Raw genomic sequence first — 24,681 nt, forward strand, 5'->3', positions numbered from 1 at the left:
GGGTTGGTGAGGTGTGGGTGGCGCAGAGCGTGGACGGGCCTGGCGGGAGCGCCGAGCTTGCGAGGCGCGGATGGCTGCTCTGCGCCACCCACACCTCACCAACCCGCGGCCAGCAACCAAAGAAAGCAAGCAAGCAAAGAAAGAGAAGAAGAGATTCAGTCCTCGCCGAGATACGCCTTGCGTACGTTCTCGTCCACCAGCAGATTCTGCCCAGTGTCCTGCAGCACGATCTTGCCCACCTCGAGCACATACCCATAGTCGGCCAACGACAGCGCCGCCTGCGCGTTCTGCTCCACCAGCAAGATCGTCACGCCCTCCGACTGCAGCTCGGTGATCGTCGACATGATCCGCTTCATCATCAGCGGCGACAGACCCATCGAGGGCTCGTCCAGCATCAGCAGCTTGGGCCGGCTCATCATGGCCCGGCCGATGGCCAGCATCTGCTGCTCGCCGCCAGAGAACGTACCCGCCGGCTGGTTGCGCCGGGCGTGAAGGATCTCGAACAGGTCGAACACCCGCTGCAGGTCCTTGGCCACCCCGGCCTTGTCCTTGCGGGCGAACGCGCCCAGCCGCAGGTTGTCCTCCACGGTCAGCCGCGGGAAGATCCGGCGACCCTCCGGTGAGTGCGCCAGGCCACGGGTGAGCACCTCATGAGCGGGTACCGAATCGATCCGCTGGCCCTCGAACCAGATCTCGCCCGCCTCCGGGCGGAGCAGGCCGGAGATCGTCTTGAGTGTCGTGGTCTTCCCGGCGCCGTTGGTGCCGACCAGCGTCACGACCTGGCCCTGCTCGACGGTGAAGGAGATCCCCTTGACCGCCCGGACACGCCCGTAGGCCACCTGCAGATCCTTGACCTCAAGCATCGGTCTTTCCCGCCTCCAGATCGTTTTCCAGCTCAGCCGCGTCCTCGGGACCGGTCCCGATGTAGGCCTCGATCACCCGTGGGTCGGACTGCACCTCGGCCGGGGTGCCCTCGATCAGCGCCTTGCCCTGGACCAGGCACAGCACCCGGTCGCAGAGGTTGAAGATGAAGCGCATGTCGTGCTCGATCACCACCACCGCCAGGCCGCGGTCACGGATCCGAAAGATCAGTTCCTCGGCCTGCCGGGTCTCCTGCGGATTCATCCCGGCCGTCGGCTCGTCCAGCAGGACCAGCTTCGGGTCGGTGGCCAGCGCCCGTGCGACCTCCAGCCGGCGCTGGTCTCCGTACGGAAGATTGCGGGCCAGGCTGTCGGTGGTGTGGCCGAGTCCGACGAACTCGAGCAGCTCCTGCGAACGTTCTCGGGTCTCGCGCTCCTCCCGGCGGAACTTCGGTCCGCGGATGATCGAGGTGAACGGGCCGGCCGAGGTCCGGCAGTAGCGGCCCACCATCACGTTCTCCAGCGCCGTCATGTTGGCGAAGAGCCGGATGTTCTGGAAGGTCCGAGCCATCCCGGCCATCACCACCTTGCGCGGCTTCGGCGGCAGCACCGACCCGTTGAACACCACCCGACCGGTGGTGGGCAGGTAGAGCCCGGTCAGACAGTTGAAGAAGGTGGTCTTGCCGGCACCGTTCGGTCCGATCAGCCCGACGATCTCGCCCGGCATCACCTGCAGGTTCACCGAGTCGACGGCGGTAAGGCCACCGAAGCGCATTGTCACGTTCTCGGCGACCAGGATCGGCTCGATCGCATCCGGCGTGGCCGTGGCGGAGGTCTCCAGCGCGGTCATGTCGCTCCCTTCACGGTGCCGGTCTCGGCAACTTCGTCGCCGATCCGTTCGGCCAGGTCCTCGTCATCCTGGTGGAACTCGAGCTGGCGCCGCTGGTTCGCCACCAGGCCCTCCGGCCGGAAGCGCATCATCAGCACCAGCAGCAGCCCGAAGATCAGCAGCCGATACTCGGCCACGAACCGCAGCTTCTCCGGCATCAGCTTCAGCAGTGTCGCCCCGATCAGCACCCCCAGGACCGTACCCATGCCACCCAGCACGATGGCGGCCAGCAGGAAGGCCGACTCCAAGAAGACGTACTGGTCGGGGGTGACGGAGATGTCCTGGTGTGCCTTGACCGAACCGGCCACGCCTGCCAGGAATGCCCCGCCGGCGAAGGCGAACAGCTTCAGTCCGAAGACGTTGACGCCCATCGCCTCGGCGGCCTTCTCGTCCTCCCGGATGGCCACCCAGCCCCGGCCGATGCGGGAGTTGTTCAGTCGGGTGAAGACCAAGATGATCAGCCCGATCACCAGCAGCAGGAGGAAGTAGTAGTTGGAGAACCGGCCCAACGGGATGCCCGCCAGCTCATGCCGGTCACCGAAGTCGAACCCGAACAGGTTCAGGTCCGGAATCGCCGGGATGCCGTTGGAGCCCCGGGTCAGGTTGGGTCCGGCGAGGCCGTCGAGGTTGTTCATCGAGATCCGGAAGATCTCGCCGAACGCCAGCGTGACGATGGCCAGATAGTCGCCCGAGACCCGCAGGGTCGGTGAGCCGATGATCAGGCCCAGGGCGGCCGAGACCGCCCCACTGATCAGCACCACCACGATGAAGGGGGGATGCACGTCCAAGGTGGCGAAGGTCGACCGGGACAGGACCGCCGCGGTGAACGCGCCGGCTCCGAGGAAGGCGATGTAGCCGAGGTCCAACAGACCGGCCAGACCGACGACGATGTTCAGCCCCATCGCCGTCGCTGCGAAGATGATCACCTGGGTCGCGATCGACATGTTCGCATCAGAGCCGTTCTGGGTGAACGGGAACATGAACGCCACCACGAAGGACGCCAAGATCAGCACCTTCCGGTGCCGTTGCGAGACGCCGGACAAGAAGCCCATCACGCCGGTACGGATGAGCACCGCCACGACCGCGCCGGCGAACGCGATGAAGGTGATGAAGGAGCCCGCGTCGTCGTTGTCCAGCGCGAAGGCGGCCCCGAACAGGGCAGCTGCCATCATCACCGCGATGCAGACGATCTCCAGCCAGGCTGGCAGGGTGGCCGCCTCCAATGTCGGTCGCCGCCCCGCAGGCATCAGCTTCGTCCCCGCGAAGGCCAGCACCGCACCGACCAGCGCGATCCAGCCGCCGTACTCCACGTTGATCAGACCGCCGAGCTCGGCGGCGATGCTGATCACGATCAGCGCCACGAAGATCAGCAGACCGCTGGCGGCTGCCTTCGCTCCGCGGATCCAGCCCACCCGCTTGCGGCCGGGCGCCGGCTTGACCAGCGGCTGGAGCACGATGAATGCCGCGATCAGCACCCCGAGCCCGAGGGCGAACATCTGCAGCACCGATGGATACAACAGCACCGTCATGTCGTCCAGCGCCTCGGCGCCGTAGGCCCAGGGCAGGAACGGCGCGACGATGCTGAGTGCAGCACCGACCAGGGCGAGGATCCGGCCGGGGCCGGCCATCCGCTGCTGCAGCTCGGGGGTGATCAGCACGGGAAGCTTCATGCCCGATCCACCACCCGCGCGCCGAGCAGACCTTGCGGACGGAAGACGAGGACCAGGATCAGCAGCGCGAACGCCCAGACGTCCTTCCAGGCCGAGCCGCCGAACTGGCCGGGGATGAACGTGGCCATGCCCTCGACCACGCCGAGGACCAGACCACCGACGACTGCACCGTTGATGTTGCCGATGCCGCCCAGGACCGCCGCGGTGAAGGCCTTGAGACCGGCCAGGAAGCCCATCTTGAAGTCCACGTTCGTGTAGCGCAGTCCGTACGCCATCCCGGCCACCGCGGCCAGCGCGGCACCGAGAGCGAAGGCCACCATGATGATGCGGTCCACGTTGATGCCCATCAGGCGGGCCGTATCGGGGTCCTGGGAGGTGGCCTGCATGGCTCGACCGAGCCGCGTCTTGTTGACGAAGAAGTAGAGGAAGGCCGCGCACAGGGCCAGCGCGACCAGGGTGAACAGCGCCGCCCGCTGCAGCGTGATGCCACCGAGGTTGAACGCCTGCCCGGTCACGTAGTCGATCTGCGGAAACGGGATGGCGCGCTTGGAGTCAGGGAAGCCGGGAACCCTGCCGAAGAAGAGTCGGATGAGCTCCTGCAGGAAGATCGACACGCCGATGGCGGTGATCAGCGGCGCAAGCCGGGGAGCATTGCGCAAGGGCCGATAGGCGAACCGCTCGGTCAGCAGGGCCACGCCGACGGCGGCCACCACACCTCCGACCAGCATCACCGGGAGCATCCAGATCGAGACCTGTTCGCCCGGCACGACCAGCCAGGTGGCCAGTGCTCCGAAGCCGCCGATCATGAAGATCTCGCCGTGGGCGAAGTTGATGAGCTGCACGATGCCGTAGACCACGGTGTAGCCGACCGCGATCAAGGCGTAGAGCGCTCCAAGAGACAGCCCGTTCACGAGCTGCTGGAGGACGTCCACGCAAACCTCCTGATATTCAGACCCGTGCAACGGGCCATGACGGCGAAGGCATCCAGGCCGCTCCCTGTCTGCCTACATGGTGAGCAAGCGGGAGCGGCTATCCGGCGATCCCGAGATTGCAGGCGGCACCCAACGGGCACCGCAGTGGAAGCGAGCCACCGCCGGTCCGGCTGGTGGCATGCAAAGGGCGGGAGCTGTCCGAGGACAACTCCCGCCCGTCTGCGTCAGCTACCGGTCTTGTCGGCGGCCCACTTGCCACCGGTGACCTTGTAGACAGTCAGCACCTTCGTCTTGGTGTCGCCGTACTCGTCGAAGGAGACCGGGCCGGTTGCGCCGTCGAAGCTCACCTGGCCGATCGCCTCGACGGTGGCCGGCAGAGCCGACTTGGGGTCGGCAGCGTCGGCCAGCGAGACCTTGAGGCCCTGGATGATGGCGTTGGCCGCGTCGAAGGAGTAGGCACCGTAGGCGCCGAACGGCTCGGCGTAGCCGGCGGCCTTGTAGTCGGCGACGAAGGTCTTCGCCGACTCCAGCGTGTCGGTCGGTGCACCGACCGAGGTGGCCAGGTCACCGTCGGAGTTCTTGCCCGCCAGCTCGATGTAGGCAGGGTCGTAGATGCCGTCGCCACCCATCAGCGGCTTGTCCAGACCGGCGGCCTTCATCTGCTGGGCGAGCGGACCCGCCTGCGGGTATTCCCCACCGTAGTAGACGGCGTCAGGACCAGCGCCCTTCACCTTGGTGATGACCGCAGAGAAGTCCTTGTCGTCGGGGTTGATCGTTTCCGCGGCGACGACCTCGCCGCCCGCGGCCTTGTAGGCCTCGGTGAACGCGGCGACCAGACCGGCGCCGTAGGCCTTCTTGTCGTTGATGGTGGCGACCTTCTTCACCCCGGAGTCGAACAGGTACTTGGCCGCGAACGGCCCCTGGACGTCGTCGGTGGTGCAGGTACGGAAGTAGGTCGGGTAGGCCCGGGCCGGCGCGTCAGCGTACTTGGCGCCCTTGGTCAGCGACGGGTTCGTGTTGGCCGGAGAGACCATCGGAACGCCCGCTCCGCTCAGCACGGGCTGCACCGACTGCGCGACCGAGGAGTTCAGGGTGCCGACGACGCCGACCACGGACTCGTCCGAGGCCAGCTTGGTGGCGGCGTTCTTGCCGACATCCGGAGTCGCCTGGTCGTCCTGCGCGTCGAGCTCCAACGTCCACCCGGGGATCGTGTTGGCCTCGTTGGCCTGCTTGATGGCCAGGTCGACCGAGTTCTTGATGCCCAGGCCGAGCGCGGACAGATCGCCGGAGAGCGGAGCGATCACACCGATCTTGGCGACCTTCTTGGTGGTTTCACCGCTCCCGGATTCGGGGGTCTCGCTTCGGCTGCCGCATGCGGACATGGCCATCGTGGCTGCAAGCAGGGTCACCCCCGCGATGACGAGCTTAGGCTTGCGCACTGTTCCTCCTGTTGGTTCATCCGGATGCCCTTGCGAGCTGACTGCTGCGCGCCTGACGAATCCGCGAGCATGAGGCACCCTACGCTGGCGAGTCGTCGCAGGCTGGGAACTCCTCCGCCAGAATGTCGTTCGTTACACGATTGGAAAGCGACAAGCAGTCCTCGCTCTACTTCTTGCGGGACGCCGCTCCGTGCTCGATGACCCCTTCGGCGACCTCGCGCATCGACTTGCGCAGGTCCATCGCGGTCTTCTGGATCCAGCGGAAGGCCTCGGGTTCGGTGAGCCCGAGACCGGTCTGCAGCATGCCCTTGGCCTTGTCGACCGCCTTGCGGGACTCGAGCCGCTCCTGCAGGTCGCTGACCTCGGCCTCGACGGCCTGGATCTCGGCGTAGCGGGCGGTGGCGATCTCGATCGCGGGGATCAGGTCGGCCTTGCCGAACGGCTTCACCACGTACGCCATCGCGCCGGCCTGACGGGCGCGGTCGACCAGGTCCCGCTGGCTGAAGGCGGTCAGCATGACCACCGGGGCGATGCGCTCGGCCGCGATCCGCTCCGCCGCGCTGATCCCGTCCAGCTTCGGCATCTTCACGTCCATCACCACGAGGTCGGGCCGGAGCTCTGTTGCCAGCTCGACAGCCCGCTCGCCGTCGCCGGCCTCACCGACGACCTCGTATCCCTCTTCGGCGAGCATCTCAACCAGGTCGACGCGGATCAGCACCTCGTCCTCGGCCACGAGCACGCGGATGGGTCGTACGTCTGCTTCGTTATTCTCGTTCGTCACAAAGCCACTCTAACGGTGTTGTGTTACATCGAAAGTTCAATGCCCGGCCGACCTCAGGCATCGGCGCGGCAGTGACCAGACGAGCGGGGCGAAGGTCTCCGACCGTTGTGGCACAATGATCCGGACCCACCGCGCAGCACCCGGGCGCAGACGGTCGACAGCAGCCCCGGCCGGGGTGGCGGAATGGTATACGCGGACGGCTCAAACCCGTCTGTCCGAAAGGACATAGGGGTTCGACTCCCCTTCCCGGCACAGTAGCGACGCCGATGCTCCGCCTCGTGCGGTCGCCGTCCTCCCCCGACGACTCCACCGTCCTCAGCTCGCCGATCGGGCCAGCGGCAAATTAATTTGGACTCAGTCCATAATTCGAGACACGTCATCAACCGGACGCAGAACGGCCGGGCATCCCGAAGGGATACCCGGCCGTGGAGACTGCTGCTCAGAGAGGAGCACCGATCCGGCGGACACGAACCATGTTGGTGTGGCCGGCGATGCCGGGAGGGGAGCCCGCCACGATGACCACTCGGTCACCGGTCTCGATCCGGCCGGACTCCGACAGTGCCTTGTCGACCTGACGGATCATGTCGTCGGTGTGGTCGACCATCGGCACCAGGAAGGACTCGATGCCCCAGCTCAGCGTCAGGTGCGACCGCGTCTCCTCGACTGGCGTGAACGCCAGCACCGGGATCCGCGAGCGCAGCCGGGACAGCCGGCGCGCGGAGTCTCCCGAGTGCGTGAACGCGACCAGGAACTTCGCGTTGATGCGCTCGGCCACCTCGGCCGCGACCTTGGTGATGACACCACTGGTGGTGTGCGGGTCCCAGTCGATGTCGTGGACCTGTTCCAGGCCGTGCGACTCGGTGTTCTCGACGATCCGCGCCATGGTCTGGACGGTGACCACCGGATAGTCACCCACGCTGGTCTCACCCGACAGCATCACGGCGTCGGCACCGTCGAGGATCGCGTTCGCCACGTCGGACGCCTCGGCCCGGGTGGGCCGCGGGGACGAGATCATCGACTCGAGCATCTGGGTCGCCACGATGACGGGCTTGGCCCAGCGACGAGCGGCGGTGACGATCTTCTTCTGGACCAGCGGCACCTCCTCCAGCGGAAGCTCCACCCCTAGGTCGCCGCGGGCGACCATGAACGCGTCGAACGCGTCGATGATCTCGTCGAGGTTGTCGACGGCCTGCGGCTTCTCGATCTTGGCGATCACCGGGACCCGGCGACCCTCCTCGTCCATGATCTGGTGGACGATCTCGATGTCCGCGGCGCTTCGCACGAACGACAGGGCGACCATGTCGACCCCGTGCCGCAGCGCCCACCGCAGGTCATCGCTGTCCTTCTCGCTCATGGCCGGCACGCTGACCGCCACGCCGGGCAGGTTGATGCCCTTGTTGTTGCTGACCGGGCCGCCGACGACGACCTCGGTGACCACGTCGTTGTCGGTGACCGCGGTGGCCACCAGCGCGATCCGGCCGTCGTCGATCAGGATCGAGTCGCCCGGACGGACATCGCCGGGCAGCCCTTTGTAGGTGGTGGAGCACCGCGACGCGTCACCTTGGATGTCGTCGACGGTGATGGTGAACGTCGCACCGACCTCGAGCTGCTCCTTGCCGGCGGCGAAGCGGCCGAGCCGGATCTTGGGACCCTGCAGGTCGGCGAGAACGCCGACCGGGCGGCCGGCGGCCTCCGCGGCAGCTCGGACGCTGCGCAGGTTGGCTTCGTGGTCGGAATAATCTCCATGGCTCATGTTGAGGCGCGCGACATCCATGCCGGCGGCCACCAACTCTTTGAGACGTTCAGGCGCTGAGGACGCAGGCCCCAGCGTGCATACTATTTTCGCTCTTCGCACCCCTCGACAGTAGCGAACCCACGTGTGCCAGGTCGCTACCACTGGGCTACTGGTTTCCTGCAGCCGCCTCAGCTGGCGCGGATGACGTCGAGCGCGTGCTGCAGATCAGCAGGATAGGAGGAGGTGAAGCGGACGTTCTCCTGGGTGCGCGGGTGCACGAACCCCAGCTCGACGGCGTGCAGCCACTGCCTGGTGAGGCCCAGTCGAGCGGCGAGCACCGGATCCGCACCGTAGGTCAGGTCGCCGACACAGGGATGCTTGGTCGCCGACATGTGCACCCGGATCTGGTGCGTACGTCCCGTCTCGAGCTTGACCTCGAGCAGGGTGGTGGCGACGAACGCCTCGATGGTGTCGTAGTGGGTGACACTGTGCCGGCCGCCGGCGATCACGCCCATCTTGTAGTCGGCGTTGGGATGGCGCCCGATCGGAGCCTCGATGGTGCCGGTGAACGGGTCGGGATGGCCCTGCACGAGGGTGTGGTAGGTCTTGTCGACTGTTCTGGACTTGAACGCACGCTTAAGCACCGTGTAGGCGTGCTCGCTCTTGGCCACCACCATCAGGCCCGACGTACCGACATCGAGCCGCTGGACGATGCCGCGGCGCTCCGGGACGCCGGAGGTCGAGATCCGGTAACCCGCGGCGGCGAGGTGACCGAGCACCGACGGCCCGGACCAGCCGACCGACGGATGGGCTGCCACCCCGACCGGCTTGTCCACCACCACGATGTCGTCGTCGTCGTAGACGATCTCGAGCCCTTCCACCGGCTGCGGCGCCAGGTCGAGACCACGGGGCTCCTCGTCCATGGTGACCTCGAGCATCGCTCCGGCACTGACCCGGTCCGACTTCGCTGCGGTGGCTCCGTCCACGCTCACCAGGCCACGACCGATCAGGTCGGTGATCTTGGATCGGGACAGCCCCAGGATCCGGGCCACGGCGGCGTCGACTCGCTCGCCCTCCAGCCCGTCGGGGATGAAGAGCACCCGGGAGTCGCTCACTCGCCGACCACCTTCGGTGCGGGTGGTCCGGATTCGTCCAGTGGCTTCTCTGCGACGTTCTCGGTGTCCGCGTCCGGGGCGGCCTTGGCTGCCTCATAGCGGGTGCCGTCCAGCCCGACGTTGCGCACCACTGACAAGAACATGATCATCGCCGCCGCCGTGCAGATACACATGTCGGCGACGTTGAAGATCGGCCAGTGCGGAAGCTGCAGGAAGTCGACCACGTGGCCGTGCAGCACGCCCGGCCGCCGGAACAGCCGGTCGATCAGGTTGCCGCCGATGCCCGCACCGAGGAAGCCCAACGCCACCGCCCAGCCCGGATGAGCCAGGCGCGGGACCAGCCGGATCAGCACGAACAGCAGTACGCCGATCGACAGCACCGCGAACACCGGGGTGACCGACTCCCCCAGGCTGAATGCGGCACCGGGATTACGGATCAGCCGCAGCGTCAGCAGGCCGCCGAGCAGCGGCACCGGGTCGGCCGGGTCAAGCGAACGGACCGCGATCACCTTGGTCACTGCGTCGACGGCGACTCCGGCTGCCATGACGGCAGCGAACAGCCACCGGTACGCGACGCGTACCGGTGGCTTCTCGACCGTGCTCTTGGTTATCGACGTTCCTCGCGCTGCTTGCATGTCACACATAGTGTGGCACGCGGGAAAGCCTGCAGCCGACCCTTGCCGATCGGCTTGCCGCAGTTGTCGCAGGAGCCGTAGACCCCCAGCTCGATGTGCCGCAGAGCGAGCTTGGACTGGTCGAGCATCTCGCGGGCGTTGTTGGCCAACGACATCTCGGCGTCGCGTTCGAAGTTGGCCGAACCCACGTCGGCGGGATCACGGCCGGCACCGTCGCTGCCATCACGCAGCAGGCCGACCAGCTCAGCGGTCGAGATCTCGATCTGGCTCTCGAACCGGGCGATGTCGTCCTGCAGGATGACCTTGAGCTCGTCGAGGTCCGCAGCGGTCCATGGGTCTTCGCCCTCACGTACCGGCAGAGAAGCCGGGTCGATGGGAGTCAGCTTCTTCTCCGCCTTGGCGTCGGCGACGGCGGTGGCCGTATCACCGCCCGCTGTCGGGGCCGGATTGGTGGCGGACTTCTTTGCGGCGCTGGCCTTGGCGGTCGTCATCGCGGTTCCCCCTTATGGGTTATGTGTCGCAGAGCAGCGACAGTAGGGCCGATCTGACCCATCTTCAATGACTGGCGTCGATATTTCTGGAATTGATCCATATCGTCCGAAGCACGAAGACCCTCACCGGCGCGGTGAGGGTCTTCGTGCACGTTCGAGCCGGGGCGGGCCCCAGTCCGCTCAGGTCAGCGCTGGTCGCCCAGCAGCGCGTCGAGACGCGGGGTGTCGCTGGACGAGCCGCCGCCGAGCGTGGGGGCGTCGTCACGCTGGCCGTCCGCCGTATCAGGCGCGGCGGGCGACGGCTTGATGTCACGGGCCGCCTGCGGGACGTCGGTGGGCTCGGCCTTGCCGGTCTGCACGGCCTCGATCTGGCCGCGGAGCTCGTCGACCATGTTGGACCGATAGCTGGCTTCGAACCGACGCAGGTCGGCGACCGCGGTGGTGAGCTCGTCGCGCTGCTTCTCCAGCTCACCGAACATCTCCGACCGGCGGCTCTCGATCTCGCGGTCGAGCTGCTCGGCACGACTCAGGGCGTTGGCCTGCACGCGCTCGGCGTTCACCCGCGCCTCCGACTCCACCCGCTCAGCACGGGTCCGGGCGTCGGTGGTGACCTGGTGAGCGCCGCGGTTCGCCTCCTCGCGGATGCGGTTCGCGTCCTCGGTGGCTTCCTCGACGAGGCGTTCGGCCTGCTCGGTCGACATCTCGACCAGGCGGACGACAGCGGTGCTGGCCTCCTTGCCGGTGGTGACCACGATGCGGGTCGGCTCGTTCGCCGGGCTGGCCGCCGGAGCGGCCGGGGCCTGCGCCGGCTTGGCGGCCGGAGCGCTGGACTGCGTGGTCGCGGCCGGAGCGGACGACTTCAGCGAGTCGATCTGCTTCTTGAGGTTCTGGTTCTCCTCGAGCAGCTGAGCGAATGCCTCTTCGACCTCGTCGACGAACTCGTCGACCTCCAACACCTCGTAGCCGGACTTGCGGGCCATGCGGAACCGCTTGTTGCGCACGTCATCCAGCGACAGCGTCATCGTTCACCTCGAAATCAACTCGGAACATGGGCAGGGGCTACCCCCTCAGCGCGTCTACCGTACCGAACTTGGCGCGGGGACACACATCGCCGCGCTCGTCGCTCCCGGTTGGGATCGACTCAGAAGAAGATCGCCGCGTTCACCCGCATCAGCAGGCTGACCAGGAGGGCAAGGGCGATGAAGGCGAGGTCGAGCATCATGTTGCCGACCCGCACCGGTCGCAGCACCTTGCGCAGAGCCCGGAGCGGCGGATCGGTGACGGAGAAGATGACCTCGGCGACGACCAGCATCGGGCCGCGCGGCTGCCAGTCGCGCACCAGCACCGGCACCCAGGACAAGATCATCCGGCCGAAGAGCACGAGCAGGAAAACCCACAGCACCCAGCTGATGACGGTTCCGATGAGAAACATGGTGAACGGGTCCTGATCCTTGGAAGGGCGACGGTTGTGTCGTCCATGATGACGTACGCCACCTAATCGCCACAGCACGGCCGGACCCGGTGGGTTCCGACCGTGCCGACGGGTGGTGCTCAGCTCTGGTTGAAGAAGCCCCCGGCGACGATGCGCTCCTTCTCTTCCGCGGTGACGTTCACGTTCTGCGGCGAGAGCAGGAAGACCTTGCTGGTGATGCGTTCGATGGTCCCCCGCAGCCCGAAGATCAGGCCGGCGGCGAAGTCGACCAGACGCTTGGCGTCCACGTCCTCCATCTCCGACAGGTTCATGATGACCGGCACGCCCTCGCGGAAGTGCTCGCCGATGGTGCGCGCCTCGTTGTACGTGCGCGGGTGCACGGTGATGATGCGGGACAAGTCGGCCGCCCGGGGAGTAGTGGTCGGGATGGAGGAGGGCGCGGAGCTGGGTGCACGCCGCGTCTCAAGCGGAGTGACGCTGGCGGACTGACTGCCGCCGACACCGCCCATAGCGGCCGCGCCACCGGCGCCGGCGCCGACCAGCTCTTCGCGGCTGACGCCCTCGGTCAGCTCCACGTCGGGGTCGCGGTCGTCGTAGTCCGCGTACCGGTCATCGGTCACCAGACCCAACCATGCCGCTGCCCGCTTCAATTTCTCAGCCATCTGACTGCCCTCGCCGTCTCATTGCCCGTCAGTTCCTGCCCGTCGGACGCCTTGCCGCGACGCCGGGTGTCGGTGCGCCGGCGGCAGATCGTCTCCGGGGACGACACTACCGGTGCCACCCGGGATACCCGAGCAGCGTACGCACCGACACGCAGGCTGATCAGCCTGCTCACTTTCAGAAGTCGAGCCTGGTCACTTCAAGAAGTCAGGGATGTCCAGATCGTCGTCGTCGGCCACCGGCGGGCGTGCGGCCGGGCGCGGCTGCCCGCCTTGCTGGCCCCCGCCCTGCTGCGGCGCACCCTGCGACGGCATGGACTGCTGCAGCGGGTTGGCCGGCGACGGGCTCGGCTGCGCAGGTGCGGAGCCTGTCCCACCCTGGGACGAGAACGGTCCCGGCTGAGCGGGTCCGGTGGCCTGGGTGGGGCCGGAGCCCTGGCCCGGGCGCGCCTGTGACTGGTTGCGCAGGTCCGGCGCGCGGGTCACCCCGGGCTGACGACGCGGCGGCTGGCCGCCCTCGAAGCCGGCAGCGATCACCGTGACCCGCACCTCGTCGCCGAGGGCGTCGTCGATGACGGTGCCGAAGATGATGTTGGCGTCCTCATGCGCCGCCTGCTGGATCAGGTCGGCGGCCGCCGACACCTCGAACAGACCCAGGTCGGAGCCACCGGCGATCGACAGCAGCACGCCGTGAGCGCCGTCGATGCTGGCCTCCAGCAACGGCGACGACACCGCCATCTCGGCGGCGGCCCGGGCGCGCTCCTCGCCGCGAGCCGAGCCGATGCCCATCAACGCGGAGCCCGCGTTGGACATGACCGACTTCACGTCGGCGAAGTCCAGGTTGATCAGGCCGGGGGTGGTGATCAGGTCGGTGATGCCGGAGACACCTTGCATCAGCACCTGGTCGGCCTGCTTGAAGGCATCCAGGATGGCGATCTGGTGGTCGACCATCTGCAGCAGCTTGTCGTTCGGGATGACGATGAGGGTGTCGACCTCTTCACGCAGACCGGCGATGCCCTGCTCAGCCTGGGTGGAGCGCCGCTTGCCCTCGAACGAGAACGGGCGGGTCACCACACCGATGGTCAGCGCGCCGAGGGCGCGGGCGATCCGAGCCACCACGGGAGCACCACCGGTGCCGGTGCCACCGCCCTCGCCGGCGGTGACGAAGACCATGTCGGCGCCCTTGAGCGCGTCCTCGATGTCTTGGGCGTGGTCCTCAGCGGCCTGGCGACCCTTGTCCGGGTCCGCCCCGGCGCCGAGACCACGGGTCAGCTCGCGGCCGATGTCCAGCTTGACGTCTGCATCACTCATCAGCAGCGCCTGCGCATCGGTGTTCACCGCGATGAACTCGACACCCCGCAGACCCGCGTCGATCATCCGGTTGACAGCGTTCACGCCACCCCCGCCGACGCCGACAACCTTGATGATGGCTAGGTAATTCTGTGATGCAGAAACCACGGGTTCCGCCTCTTTCTCGAGTCTGTCGGCTGGGCTGGCGCGCCAAGTCTCAACCTCTGGTCAACGGGGGGAAGGGACTCGCAGGCGTTGCAGACGGGGCGTGGACCACAGGCTATGAGACCGTGCGCGAGAGTGTCCATCCCAGCCGACCAGACACGCCAATTGATCGCGTTTTGGCCCTGATACCTTGACCTCGACTTGACCTTGATGCTTCGCGGGTCCGTCAGCGGACGGCGGGACTGCCGGGAGCCGAGACGTCGTAGACCGAGCCCTTGCGCTCCAGCAGCACCAGCGCGACCTGGGCCTTCAGGTCCGACTGCTCCGCACTCCCCCAGATGATCAGATCGCCGTTGGCCAGGACGAGCGTGATGCTGTCCGCCGACTCGGCCCGTACGCTCTCCACCTTCGCGCCCAGCGATGCGGGCAGGGCCCGCACCACCTCACCGATCTTGACCAGCAGCGGTCCGTCACCGGCCGACACCGAGGTGACCGCCACCCCCTCCGGCACCGCGTCGACGGATCGGAACGCGACCCCGTATCGGTCGACCAGGGTGTAGCCGGACGATGCCTTGACGGCCAGCACCGGCTCGCGCTCCACGACGGCCACCCGCACGGTGTGCGGCCAGTCACGGGTGACCTGCACCGACTCGACGGGTCGCAGCTCGGCCACTCTGCGAGCGATCGCCGCTACGTCTTGGCGGGCCAGCGGAACGCCGATCGGCACCGCGGCTGCCGATGTCACCTCGGCTGTGCTCAGCTGGCGGGTGCCGGCGACGCTGACCTGCCGCGCGGCGAGCGCGGCGGAGAAGCCGAGCAGCCAGACTCCGGTGCCGACCAGTGCCAGCACGACGACCGCGACGAGCACCCGCAGCAGCAACCTGCGCCGCGCCTGCTTGCGCCGAAGCTGGAGCCGGACGCCGGCGTCGGAGACCGAGGGGCGGCGGGTCATCGTGGCCTGCGGACTCATCCGCGACCGGCCCGCTGCGCCAGCTCGTCCACGATCAGCGGCGCGACCTTGGTGACGTCACCGCAGCCGACGGTGATGACCAGGTCCCCGGGCCGGGCGATGGCGGCGACCGTCGGCGCCGCAGCGTCCCAGTCCGGCTGATAGGTGACCCGCGTCCGGCCCGGCCGGACGGCCGCGCTGACCATCGCTCCGGTGATGCCCTCGATCGGGTCCTCGCGGTCGCCGCAGACGTCCATCACGATCGCCTCGTCGGCCAACTCCAGCGCAGTAGCGAACTCACGCCAGAAATCCCGGGTTCGGCTGTACAGATGCGGTTGGAAGCAGACCACCACCCGGCCGTCCTCGCCCACGCCGGTGCGGGCGGCGGTGAGGGTGTTGGTGACCTCGGTCGGATGGTGGGCGTAGTCGTCGAAGACCCGGATGCCGTCAACGGTGCCGACCAGCTGGAACCGGCGGTAGGTGCCGCCGAAGCCGGAGAGCTCCTGGCGCGCCTGTTCGTCGTCCACCCCGAGCCAGCGGGCCACCGCGTACGCCGCTGCGGCGTTGAGCACGTTGTAGTGACCGGGCACCGACAAGGTGACGGGTCCGCCGACCGCGGAGTTCCCGCCCGAGTCGGTGCCGTGGGTGTCGGTCCTCGCGCGCAGTCGGAAGCTCGAGCCGGTGCCGTGGAAGGACGTGTCCTCGATCCGAATGTCGGCATCCGCAGCCTCGCCGAACGTCAGCACCGTGAGGTCGGTACGTCCATCCGCAGCGAGCCGGGCCCGGACCCGCTCGGTCAACGCGACGGCACCGGGGTCGTCGGCACTGACCACCAGCAGCCGTAGCGTCGGACCCGTCGCGAACCGCAGGAAGCCGTCGGCGTAGTTCTCGGCGGTGCCCCAGTTGGAGAGGTGGTCGGGGTCGACGTTGGTGACCACGGCGACTTCGGCGGGATACTGCAGGAAAGAGCCGTCACTCTCGTCGGCTTCGACCACCAGCAGGTCCCCGCCGCCCAGGTGACCGCCGGTCTGCGCGCCGGTCAGGGCGCCGCCGATCACATACGACGGGTCAAGTCCGCACCGGGTCAGCACCTGGGAGATCATCCCCGTGGTCGTGGTCTTGCCGTGGGTGCCGGCGACCGCGATGCCACGACGGTCGAGCATCAGCGAGCCCAGGGCGGCGCTGCGGTGCAGGATGCGCAGGCCGCGCCGTCTGGCCTCGGCCAGCTCGGGATTGTCCTCGCGGATGGCCGAGGAGGCGACCACCGTCCGGGCGTCACCCAGCTGCTCGGCGGCGTGTCCGACGTGCACCCGGGCGCCCAGCGCCTCCAGCGCCCGCAGGTACTTGGAGTCGTTGCGGTCGCTGCCGCTGACCTCGACGCCGAGCTGGACCAGCGCGGAGGCGATCCCGTTCATGCCCGAGCCGCCGATGGCGATGAAGTGCACGGGTCCCAGATCGCGGGGATCGGTCAGCTCGACCGGTTCGATCAGGCTCATGCGCGAGCCACCTCCAGAGTTCGTCGTGCCAGCGTGACCGCGGCCTCGGTGCTGCCAACGCCGCGGGAGGCGGCAGCCATTCCCGCCAACCGGGCACTGTCGTGGATGAGGGCGGGGATCTGGTCGGCGACCCAGGCCGGCGTGCAGTCGACGTCGAGGAGCAGCTGCGCGCCACCGGCAGCCACCACCGCGGCGGCGTTGCGCGCCTGCTCGCCGTTGCCGTGCGGGTATGGCACGAAGATGGCCGGCAGACCGACCGCAGATGTCTCCAGCACCGTGTTCGCGCCGCAGCGGCCCAGCATCAGGTCAGCGGCGGCGTACGCCTGCTCCATCGCGGACACGTAGGCCAGCGGGTTGTAGACGGCACCGTTCGGTCCGGTGACCGGAGCGGCGTCCGCGGGCAGGTTGCGCGGTCCCAGCACATGCAGCACCTGGATGCCGGCACTCAGCAGCGCGTCGCGGGACCCGGTGACGGCGTCGTTGATTCGCATCGCCCCCTGCGACCCACCACTGACCAGGAGGGTGGGCAGGTCGGGGTGCAAGCCGAACTCTGCGCGGGCTGCGCCCCGACTCGCGTCCCGGTCCAGGTCGGTGATGCTTCGCCGTAGCGGCAGGCCGATGCACTCGGCGTGCGGCAACGGCGTGTCCGGAAACGAGGTGAAGACCCGGTGGGCGAATCGGGCGGCGACCTTGTTGGCCAGGCCTGGCAGCGCGTTCTGCTCGTGCAGGACGACGGGGATCCCCAGCCGGCGGGCGGCCAGGTAGACCGGAGTCGAGACGTAGCCGCCGAAACCCAGCACCACGGACGCCTCGGTGCGGCGCAGCACCCGGACCGCGGCCGCGACGGAGGCGCCCAGCCGGACCGGCACCCGGGCCAGCTCGAGGGTCAGCCGGCGCGGCAGCGGGACCGGCGGGATCAGCTCCAGCGTCAGGCCCGCCGCGGGCACTACCGTGGTCTCCAGTCCACGGGCGGTGCCGACGGCGGTGATTCTCGCCGACGGGTCCAGCCGGGCGATCTCGGCTGCGGTGGCGATCAGCGGCGAGGTGTGACCGGCGGACCCCCCGCCGGCCAGGACAACACTGGTGCTCACGAGCGACCTCCAGCCGTACGGGATCCGACGACCGCGGTCATCCGCGGCCGAGTGCGGCGGGCCTTGCCCGACAGCAGGCGCCGGGCGTCCGGCTCGGCCCGGGCACAGGAGAGCAGCACCCCGACCCCGAGCAGGTTGGCGATCAGGGCGGACCCACCGTAGGAGACCAGCGGCAGCGGCACACCGGCGATCGGCAGCATCCGCAGCACGACGGCCAGGTTGATGATGGCCTGCAGGGTGAACCAGACGGTGACACCGCCGGCGGCGTAGCGCGCGAACGCCTGGTCGGAGCGCATGGCGATCCGGAAGCCGGCGTAGCCGAGCACCAGGAACAGCGCCAGCACGATCAGGCTGCCGAACAGGCCGAACTCCTCGCCGATGACGGCGAAGATGAAGTCGGTGTGGGCCTCGGGCAGGCTGCCCCACTTCTGCCGGCTGGCACCGAGGCCGACCCCCCACCAGCCGCCGGCCGCGATGGCGTACATGCCGGCGTTGGCCTGGTCATTGGCGCCGTTGAGGTCGGCGGCCGGGTCCAGGAACGCGGCGAGCCGGCGCATCCGGTTGGGGCTGGTGACGAACAGCGCGACGATGCCGACCGCGCCGGCCACCGTGAACGTGCCGAAGATCCGCATCGGTGCGCCGACGATCCACAGCACGCCGGCGACGATCCCGGCCATCACCACCGCGGTGCCGGCGTCGCCCTGGAAGACGACGAGCAGCACCAGCAGACCCGCCCCGGGCAGGTACGGGACGAGCAGGTGCACCGGCTGGTCGAGCAGCTTCTGCTTGCGGGCCAAGATGTCGGCTCCCCACAAGATCATCGCCAGTTTGGCGAACTCGGCCGGCTGGATGTTGAACAACGGCGAGCCGAAGTTGAGCCAGTTGCGGTTGCCGTTGATGGTGACGCCCATCGGGGTGTAGGTCAAGATCAACAAGACGGCGGCCAGCGCGATCCCGGCCCAGCTGAGCAGTCGCAGCCGGTCGTGCGGGATCAGCATGATCACCAGCGCGCCGACCAGACCGACCACCAGGAACACCGCTTGGCGCTTCACGTAGAAGTAGGAGTCGTCGTAGTTCAGATATGCGCTCACGCTGGAGGCGGACAGCACCATCATCAGGCCGAGCGCCACCAGCAGGGCGGCGGAGCCGAGGACCAGGTGATAGCTGGTCAGCGGCCGGTCCAGCACGCCGTGCAGCCAGGCGAACACGGCCTGGCGACCTCCGGGTGAGACCTCAGCTGCGGTGCCGGGCCGGTTGCTGCCCGAGCGGCTGGGGGTCAGTGTCGCCACCGTGTCACTCCTTCGGATCGCCGGCCCCCTGCCCGGTCCCGTAAGACGTGGGGTCGAGGTCGTTCACTGCCGCAACGAACGCGTGGCCGCGTGCGGCGTAGTCGGGATACATGTCCTTGCTGGCACAGCCCGGCGCCAGCACGATCGCGTCTCCGGGACTGGCCAGAGAAGCGGCCGCGGCGACAGCTTGTGCCATGGCACTAGTGTCCGTGGCGTCGATGCCAATCACGGGGATGTCCGGCGCGTGTCGGCTGAGCGCTTGGGCGATGACGTTCCGGTCCACGCCGAGCAGCACCGCACCGCGGATCCGGTCGCGGTGGGCGATGACCAGGTCGTCGAAGCTGGTGCCCTTGGCCTGTCCCCCGGCGATCCAGACCACCGAGTCGAACGTCCTCAACGCGGCATCGGCGGCGTGCGGGTTGGTGGCCTTGGAGTCGTCCACCCAGCGGATGCCGGAGCGTTGCGCGACAGTCTGGATCTTGTGCGAGCCGACCTGGACCCGCCGCAGCCCGTCGCGGACGGCGACCGCCGGCACGCCGAAGGAACGGGCCAACGCCGCCGCGGCCAACGCGTTGGCGACGTTGTGCGGTGCGAACGGGACGACGTCATCGACCTTGGCCAGCTCGAGCGCGGAGTCGCGGCGCTGCTCGACGAAGGCCCGGTCGACGATCAGGTCGTCCACCACGCCGAGCATGGACGGCCCGGGCACACCGAGGGTGAAGCCGATCGCCCGCGCGCCCTCCACCACGTCGGCCTCCTCGACCATCCGCATGGTCTCCTCGTCTTGGACGTTGTAGACGCAGCTGACCTGGACCCGCGAATAGATCTCCGCCTTGGCGTCGCGGTAGTTCTGGTGCGACCCGTGCCATTCCAGGTGGTCCGGCTGGAGGTTCAGCACCGCCGCGGAGTGCAGCGACAGCGAGTGCGACCAGTGCAGCTGGTGGCTCGACAGCTCGACGGCCAGCACGTCATAGGGCTCGGGATCGAGCACGATCTCCATGATCGGTCGGCCGATGTTGCCCACGGCCGCCGTCTTCAGACCGGCCGCGGTGAGCATCGCTGCCAGCATCTGGGTCGTTGTGGTCTTGCCGTTGGTGCCGGTGATGCCGAGCCACGGGATGACCTTGTTGGGCCGGCTGAGCCGCCAGGCCAGCTCGACCTCGCTCCAGATGGGTACGCCGCGGTCGGCGGCGGTCCGCAGCAGCGGTGTGCTGGGGCTCCAGCCGGTGGTGATGACCAGGTCGGCGTCGGCGGGCAGCTCGGCGGTCGACCCCGGGCCCAGGCGTACGGTTCCGCCGAGCACCTCGAGCAGCTTGGCCTTGTCCGAGTTCGACTCGGAGTCGCTGTCGTCCAGCACCGTGACCCGCGCCCCGAACTCCAGCAACCCGTCGGCCGCGGCGAACCCGGAGACCCCGATGCCGGCCACGACGACATGCGCCGACGACCAGTCGGAGCTGCCATCGGCAGTCGGCAGCCAGTCCTGCGTCCTCATGTTCCTGCCACCCATTCCGCGTAGAAGATTCCGAGGCCACCGGCGACGAAGAGCCCCGCGATGATCCAGAACCGCATGACGATCGTCACCTCCGCCCAGCCGAGCAGCTCGAAGTGGTGGTGCAGCGGTGACATCTTGAAGATACGTCGACCCTTGGTGGCCTTGAAGTAGCCGACCTGCAGAATGACCGAGGCCACCTCGATCACCAGCAGGCCACCCAGGATGACCAGCAGCAGCTCGGTCCGGGTGAAGATCGCGAGCCCGGCAAGCGCACCGCCCAGCGACAGCGACCCGGTGTCACCCATGAAGATCTTGGCCGGCTCGGCGTTCCACCACAAGAAACCGAAGCAGGCACCGGCCAGCGCGATCGCCACCACGGCAAGGTCGTAGGGGTCGCGAACCTCATAGCACTTGGGGCCGGCCGAAGCCGTGTAGGCGCAGGACTGGTTGTACTGCCAGATGTTCACCAGCGTGTACGCGCCGAAGATCATCACGCAGGCGCCTGCGGCCAGACCGTCCAGGCCATCTGTCAGGTTGACCCCGTTGCTGGCCGCGGCGATGAGGAACATCACCCAAAGGATGACCAGCACCACGTTGAGCTGCAGGAAGTCGATGTCGCGCAGGAACGAGATCGCCCGCGAGGCGGGCGTGACGCCGCGTTCATCGGGGAACTGCAGCGACAGCAGCGCAAAGGTGATGGCGACGATCGACTGACCGGCGATCTTGGCCTTGCTGCGCAGCCCCAGCGAGCGCTGGTTGCGGATCTTGATGAAGTCGTCGACGAAGCCCACCACGCCCAGTCCGGTGAACAAGAAGAGCACCAGCAGGGCAGACGCCGACGGAGCCGTCATGGTGAGGAGGTGGCTGGCGAAGTAGGCGAACAGCACGGACGCGATGATGACCAAGCCGCCCATGGTGGGCGTACCCCGCTTGGTGTGGTGCGAGGTCGGGCCGTCGTCGCGGATGAGCTGACCGTAGCCCTTCTTGACCAGCACCGTGATGGCGAGCCGGGTCCCGAACAGCGTCCCGAGCAGCGCCAGGCAGCCCGCGAAAACAATCGTCTTCACGGTCGTTCCTCGCTGTTCGTCGATTCGGTGCCCGTATGGGCAGGGCCGGCCGACGCCAGGATCGCGTCCGCCACGGTCTCCAAGGCTAAGCCACGCGACGCCTTGACCAGAACCGTATCGCCCGGTCGAAGCCCCGCCCGCAGAGCGGTCACGGCGTCGACCTTGTCCAGGCAGACCGCAGCCGCGTCGTCGCCCAGGCCCGCTTCAACGGCGCCGGCGACCACCTCCGCGGCGTGTGCGCCGAGCGCCAGCAGCCGGTCGATGCCCTGCTCAGCCAGCTCTCGTCCGAGGGCACGGTGCTCCGCCACGGCGGTATCGCCCAGCTCCAACATGTCGCCGACCACAGCCCAGGTCCGCGCCTGGGGGTGCCGCTGCCGGCGGGTGCGACCGAGCTCGGCCAGCGTCTGCACCGCGGCCCGCATCGAGTCGGGGTTGGCATTGTAGGCGTCGTTGACGACCAGCACCTGATCGTGGCGCTCGGTCAGCTCCATCCGCCAGCGCGACCGCAGCTCCGCACCGGTGAGCGCCACGGCCACGCCGTCCAGGGCGACGCCGAGTGCGACAGCGGCGGCCGCCGCAGCGGCCGCGTTGGCCACCTGGTGCCGGCCGGCGACGGCGAGTCGTACGTCGGCAACCTGCTCCGGCCCCGGTGCCAGCCGGGCGTGCAGCCGGAAGCCGAACCGGCCGAACTCATCGCTGTCCAGCCCGTCGGCCCACACGGCACGGGGGTGGCCGGGATCGGCACCCACGGCGAACGCCAGCACCGGGGCCGCGGTCCGCGACCGCATCGCCCACACGAGCGGGTCATCGGCGTTCAGCACCGCCGTGCCGTCGGCGGGCAGCGACTCGACCAGCTCGCCCTTGGTCTGGGCGATGGCCTCACGGCTGCCGAACTCGCCGAGGTGGGCGTGGCCGACGTTGAGGACCACCCCGACCGAGGGCGGGGTCAGCCGGCACAGGTAGGCGATGTGGCCGACTCCGCGGGCACCCATCTCGGAGACCAGGTAGCGCGTCTCTTCGGTGATCCGGCTGACCGTCAGCGGGACACCGATCTCGTTGTTGAGGTTGCCGATGGGTGCCACCGTGGGCCCGGCGGCCTCCAGCACCTGGGCGAGCAGATCCTTGGTCGAGGTCTTGCCCTGCGACCCGGTGATGCCGACCACCCTCATGCCGTCGGCGGTGCCGAGGTCGACGAGATGCCGGGCCAACCGCCCCATGGCCACCAGCGGGTCGTCGACGACCAGCTGCGCCGCATCCACGGGCTGAGCGTCGACGGGCCGGGCGACCAGCACGGCCACCGCACCCGAGGCCCACGCCTGCCCGACGAAGTGGTGGCCGTCCACTCGATCGCCGGGCAGGGCGACGAAGACCGCGCCCGGACCCACCCGGCGGGTGTCCACCACGAGGTCGGTGACCAGCGCTCCACCGGGGCCCACCAGATCGGCGCCGACGACCGCGGCCAGCTCGCCCACCGTCAGTCTTCTCATCGCGCTGCCTCCGTGTCTGGCCGGTCGGGCTCGTCCGCCCCGGGCGTGTCTGGCCGGTCGGGCTCGTCCCCGGGCGTGCCTGGTCGGGTGACCACGCCGGCGCTGAGCGCTGCCCACTCCTCGCGGATCACCGCCACGTCGTCGAACGGAAGCCGGTGTCCGGCGACCTCCTGGCCCGTCTCGTGTCCCTTACCCAGAACGGCGACCACGTCAGCAGGTCCGGCGGTGGCCAGGGCGTACCGGATGGCAGCCCGGCGCTCCCCTGCGTCCACGACCTCGGTGGGCAGTCCGTCGTCGGCGATGGCCTGCTCCGCGCCGGCCACGACCTGGGTACGGATGGTCGCCGGGTCCTCGGTCCGCGAGTTGTCGTCGGTGACCACCACGAGGTCGGCACCATGGGCTGCTGCCGACCCCACCGGTCCACGCTTGGCCTTGTCCCGGTCCCCGCCGCAACCGAGCACGACCACCCGTCGCTGACCACGCAGGGCGGCCAGGGCGGCGGCGACCGCCTGGGGCGTGTGTGCGAAGTCGACGAACACGCTCGGCGCGCCCTCGCCGAGCTCCACCCGCTGCATCCGGCCCGGCACCTCTGCGGCGGCCAGGCCGGACGCGGCCCGGACCAGGTCGACGCCGACGACGTCAAGCATGGCCAGCGCCGTGACGGCGTTGCGTACGTTGAACTCTCCCGGCAGGCCGAGGGTCAGCGTCAGCGACCCACCCGGGTGCGCCACCACCAGCTCGCTGGAGCCGTCCGGCCGGGTGCTGCGGACCTCGGCGGTGTAGTCGGCGGCTCCGGGGACCAGGCTGGTGGTGGACAGCCCGATGGCGCCCTCGGCCCGGATCCGTTCGACCAGCTGGCGCCCGCGCGGATCGTCGACGTTGACCACGGCGTGCCGGCAACGCTCTGCGGTGAACAAGGTCGCCTTGGCCTCGAAGTAGGACTCCTCGTCACCGTGGAAGTCGAGGTGGTCGCGACCGAAGTTGGTGAAGGCGGCGACGTCGAAGTCGATCGCGTCGGCCCGGCCCAGCACCAAGGCGTGCGAGGACACCTCCATCACGCAGGCGTCCGCGCCGCCCTCGGCCATGACGGCGAGCAGCGCCTGCAGCTCCGGCGACTCCGGGGTGGTCACCGTGGTGCGGACCGTGTCCAGCGGCACCCCGTCGAGGCTGAACCCGATCGTGCCGATCACCCCGACGTGGCGCCCCGCTGCCCGAAGGGCGGCGCTGAGCAGATAGCTGGTGGTCGTCTTGCCGTTGGTGCCGGTGATGCCGAACATGGCCAGCCGCTCGCTGGGTCGACCGTAGATCCGCGCCGCGAGCGCCGCCATAGCCCGCCGCGGGTCCGGCACGGCCAGCACCGGGCACTTCGCCCCAGCGGCGATCTCGGCGCCCGGTGGATCGGTCAGGACGGCCACCGCGCCGGCACGGACGGCATCGGCGGTGAACTCGGCCCCGTGATGCGCCTCACCCGGCAGCGCCACGTAGAGGTCACCGGGGCGGACCAGCCGGGAGTCCAGGGTGATCCCGTACACCAGTACGTCCGCGGCGGGAGGCGGAGCAGCCGCTGCCGCGGCGGGAAGAGAGCCGGCGGTCGCCACCACGGCAGGCGGCAGGAGCGCGTCGAGACGCAGACCAGCCCCCCGCCGGGGCCGCAGCGCCGACGTCGGTTGAGCACAAGACATGCCTCGACGCTACCGAGTCCGGGCGGACAGTACCC

At 68.8% G+C, this 24,681-nt stretch carries 22 protein-coding genes and 1 tRNA gene; 1 reads left to right on the forward strand and 22 read right to left on the reverse strand.

All coding sequences use genetic code 11. The annotated features are described in order from the left end of the window. Nucleotides 1-155: 155 nt before the first annotated feature. From AC1XX3_RS06700 to AC1XX3_RS06725, 6 genes are all read right to left on the reverse strand, one after another. Nucleotides 156-863, reverse strand: coding sequence for an ABC transporter ATP-binding protein (locus tag AC1XX3_RS06700; RefSeq protein WP_483320313.1), 708 nt, complete (start codon nt 861-863; stop codon nt 156-158). Next, entirely contained in the window at nt 856-1,710 is an 855-nt protein-coding gene (locus AC1XX3_RS06705) for an ABC transporter ATP-binding protein (RefSeq protein WP_483320314.1), read from the reverse strand. Before AC1XX3_RS06705 ends, AC1XX3_RS06700 begins: the two co-directional genes overlap by 8 nt. Next, a complete protein-coding gene (locus tag AC1XX3_RS06710; RefSeq protein ID WP_483320315.1) occupies nt 1,707-3,419 on the reverse strand; it encodes a branched-chain amino acid ABC transporter permease in 1,713 nt (570 codons plus the stop codon). Before AC1XX3_RS06710 ends, AC1XX3_RS06705 begins: the two co-directional genes overlap by 4 nt. Next, nucleotides 3,416-4,351, reverse strand: a complete 936-nt coding sequence (locus AC1XX3_RS06715) for a branched-chain amino acid ABC transporter permease (protein ID WP_483320316.1) — start codon at nt 4,349-4,351, stop codon at nt 3,416-3,418. The genes AC1XX3_RS06710 and AC1XX3_RS06715 overlap by 4 nt, the downstream gene beginning before the upstream one ends. A 224-nt stretch (nt 4,352-4,575) precedes the next feature. Further along, the gene (locus AC1XX3_RS06720) at nt 4,576-5,790 is read right to left on the reverse strand and encodes a branched-chain amino acid ABC transporter substrate-binding protein (protein ID WP_483320317.1); all 1,215 of its coding nucleotides are present in this window, start codon (nt 5,788-5,790) and stop codon (nt 4,576-4,578) included. Nucleotides 5,791-5,956: 166 nt separating this feature from the next. Next, the gene (locus tag AC1XX3_RS06725; protein ID WP_483320318.1) at nt 5,957-6,571 is read right to left on the reverse strand and encodes an ANTAR domain-containing response regulator; all 615 of its coding nucleotides are present in this window, start codon (nt 6,569-6,571) and stop codon (nt 5,957-5,959) included. A 169-nt stretch (nt 6,572-6,740) separates the two neighbouring features. Between AC1XX3_RS06725 and AC1XX3_RS06730 the strand changes: the two genes are divergently transcribed. Further along, nucleotides 6,741-6,823 (forward strand) — tRNA-Leu (locus tag AC1XX3_RS06730). A gap of 187 nt (nt 6,824-7,010) precedes the next feature. Here AC1XX3_RS06730 and pyk read toward each other — a convergent pair. The 16 genes from pyk to AC1XX3_RS06810 form a co-directional block, all read right to left on the reverse strand. Further along, the gene (gene pyk, locus AC1XX3_RS06735) at nt 7,011-8,426 is read right to left on the reverse strand and encodes a pyruvate kinase (RefSeq protein WP_483320319.1); all 1,416 of its coding nucleotides are present in this window, start codon (nt 8,424-8,426) and stop codon (nt 7,011-7,013) included. Nucleotides 8,427-8,494: 68 nt separating this feature from the next. Continuing rightward, nucleotides 8,495-9,421, reverse strand: a complete 927-nt coding sequence (locus AC1XX3_RS06740; RefSeq protein WP_483320320.1) for an RluA family pseudouridine synthase — start codon at nt 9,419-9,421, stop codon at nt 8,495-8,497. Continuing rightward, entirely contained in the window at nt 9,418-9,966 is a 549-nt protein-coding gene (locus AC1XX3_RS06745; protein WP_483320321.1) for a signal peptidase II, read from the reverse strand. The genes AC1XX3_RS06740 and AC1XX3_RS06745 overlap by 4 nt, the downstream gene beginning before the upstream one ends. A gap of 62 nt (nt 9,967-10,028) precedes the next feature. Continuing rightward, the gene (locus tag AC1XX3_RS06750) at nt 10,029-10,547 is read right to left on the reverse strand and encodes a TraR/DksA family transcriptional regulator (RefSeq protein ID WP_483320322.1); all 519 of its coding nucleotides are present in this window, start codon (nt 10,545-10,547) and stop codon (nt 10,029-10,031) included. Nucleotides 10,548-10,732: 185 nt separating this feature from the next. Next, a complete protein-coding gene (locus tag AC1XX3_RS06755; protein WP_483320323.1) occupies nt 10,733-11,569 on the reverse strand; it encodes a DivIVA domain-containing protein in 837 nt (278 codons plus the stop codon). A gap of 119 nt (nt 11,570-11,688) precedes the next feature. Continuing rightward, complete coding sequence (locus AC1XX3_RS06760) at nt 11,689-11,979, reverse strand: YggT family protein (protein WP_483320324.1); 291 nt, start codon at nt 11,977-11,979, stop codon at nt 11,689-11,691. 119 nt (nt 11,980-12,098) lie between these two features. Next, nucleotides 12,099-12,641, reverse strand: coding sequence for a cell division protein SepF (locus tag AC1XX3_RS06765; protein WP_483320325.1), 543 nt, complete (start codon nt 12,639-12,641; stop codon nt 12,099-12,101). Nucleotides 12,642-12,833: 192 nt separating this feature from the next. Further along, a complete protein-coding gene (gene ftsZ, locus AC1XX3_RS06770) occupies nt 12,834-14,096 on the reverse strand; it encodes a cell division protein FtsZ (RefSeq protein ID WP_483320326.1) in 1,263 nt (420 codons plus the stop codon). A gap of 223 nt (nt 14,097-14,319) precedes the next feature. Next, complete coding sequence (locus AC1XX3_RS06775) at nt 14,320-15,045, reverse strand: cell division protein FtsQ/DivIB (protein WP_483320327.1); 726 nt, start codon at nt 15,043-15,045, stop codon at nt 14,320-14,322. A gap of 14 nt (nt 15,046-15,059) precedes the next feature. Further along, nucleotides 15,060-16,538: a UDP-N-acetylmuramate--L-alanine ligase gene (gene murC / locus AC1XX3_RS06780; protein WP_483320328.1), complete on the reverse strand. Its 1,479-nt coding sequence runs from the start codon at nt 16,536-16,538 to the stop codon at nt 15,060-15,062. Next, nucleotides 16,535-17,629, reverse strand: a complete 1,095-nt coding sequence (gene murG, locus AC1XX3_RS06785; RefSeq protein WP_483320329.1) for an undecaprenyldiphospho-muramoylpentapeptide beta-N-acetylglucosaminyltransferase — start codon at nt 17,627-17,629, stop codon at nt 16,535-16,537. Before murG ends, murC begins: the two co-directional genes overlap by 4 nt. Further along, nucleotides 17,626-18,918, reverse strand: coding sequence for a putative lipid II flippase FtsW (gene ftsW, locus AC1XX3_RS06790; RefSeq protein WP_483320330.1), 1,293 nt, complete (start codon nt 18,916-18,918; stop codon nt 17,626-17,628). Before ftsW ends, murG begins: the two co-directional genes overlap by 4 nt. Nucleotides 18,919-18,922: 4 nt before the next feature. Beyond that, nucleotides 18,923-20,425: a UDP-N-acetylmuramoyl-L-alanine--D-glutamate ligase gene (gene murD / locus AC1XX3_RS06795; RefSeq protein ID WP_483320331.1), complete on the reverse strand. Its 1,503-nt coding sequence runs from the start codon at nt 20,423-20,425 to the stop codon at nt 18,923-18,925. Beyond that, complete coding sequence (mraY, locus tag AC1XX3_RS06800; RefSeq protein WP_483320332.1) at nt 20,407-21,477, reverse strand: phospho-N-acetylmuramoyl-pentapeptide-transferase; 1,071 nt, start codon at nt 21,475-21,477, stop codon at nt 20,407-20,409. The genes murD and mraY overlap by 19 nt, the downstream gene beginning before the upstream one ends. Further along, nucleotides 21,474-22,964 (reverse strand): UDP-N-acetylmuramoyl-tripeptide--D-alanyl-D-alanine ligase, encoded by a 1,491-nt coding sequence (locus AC1XX3_RS06805; protein ID WP_483320333.1) that lies wholly within the window; start codon nt 22,962-22,964, stop codon nt 21,474-21,476. The genes mraY and AC1XX3_RS06805 overlap by 4 nt, the downstream gene beginning before the upstream one ends. After that, nucleotides 22,961-24,646 (reverse strand): UDP-N-acetylmuramoyl-L-alanyl-D-glutamate--2,6-diaminopimelate ligase, encoded by a 1,686-nt coding sequence (locus AC1XX3_RS06810; protein WP_483320334.1) that lies wholly within the window; start codon nt 24,644-24,646, stop codon nt 22,961-22,963. Before AC1XX3_RS06810 ends, AC1XX3_RS06805 begins: the two co-directional genes overlap by 4 nt. Nucleotides 24,647-24,681: the final 35 nt, after the last annotated feature.

The sequence above is a fragment of the Microlunatus sp. M237 genome (assembly GCF_056896895.1).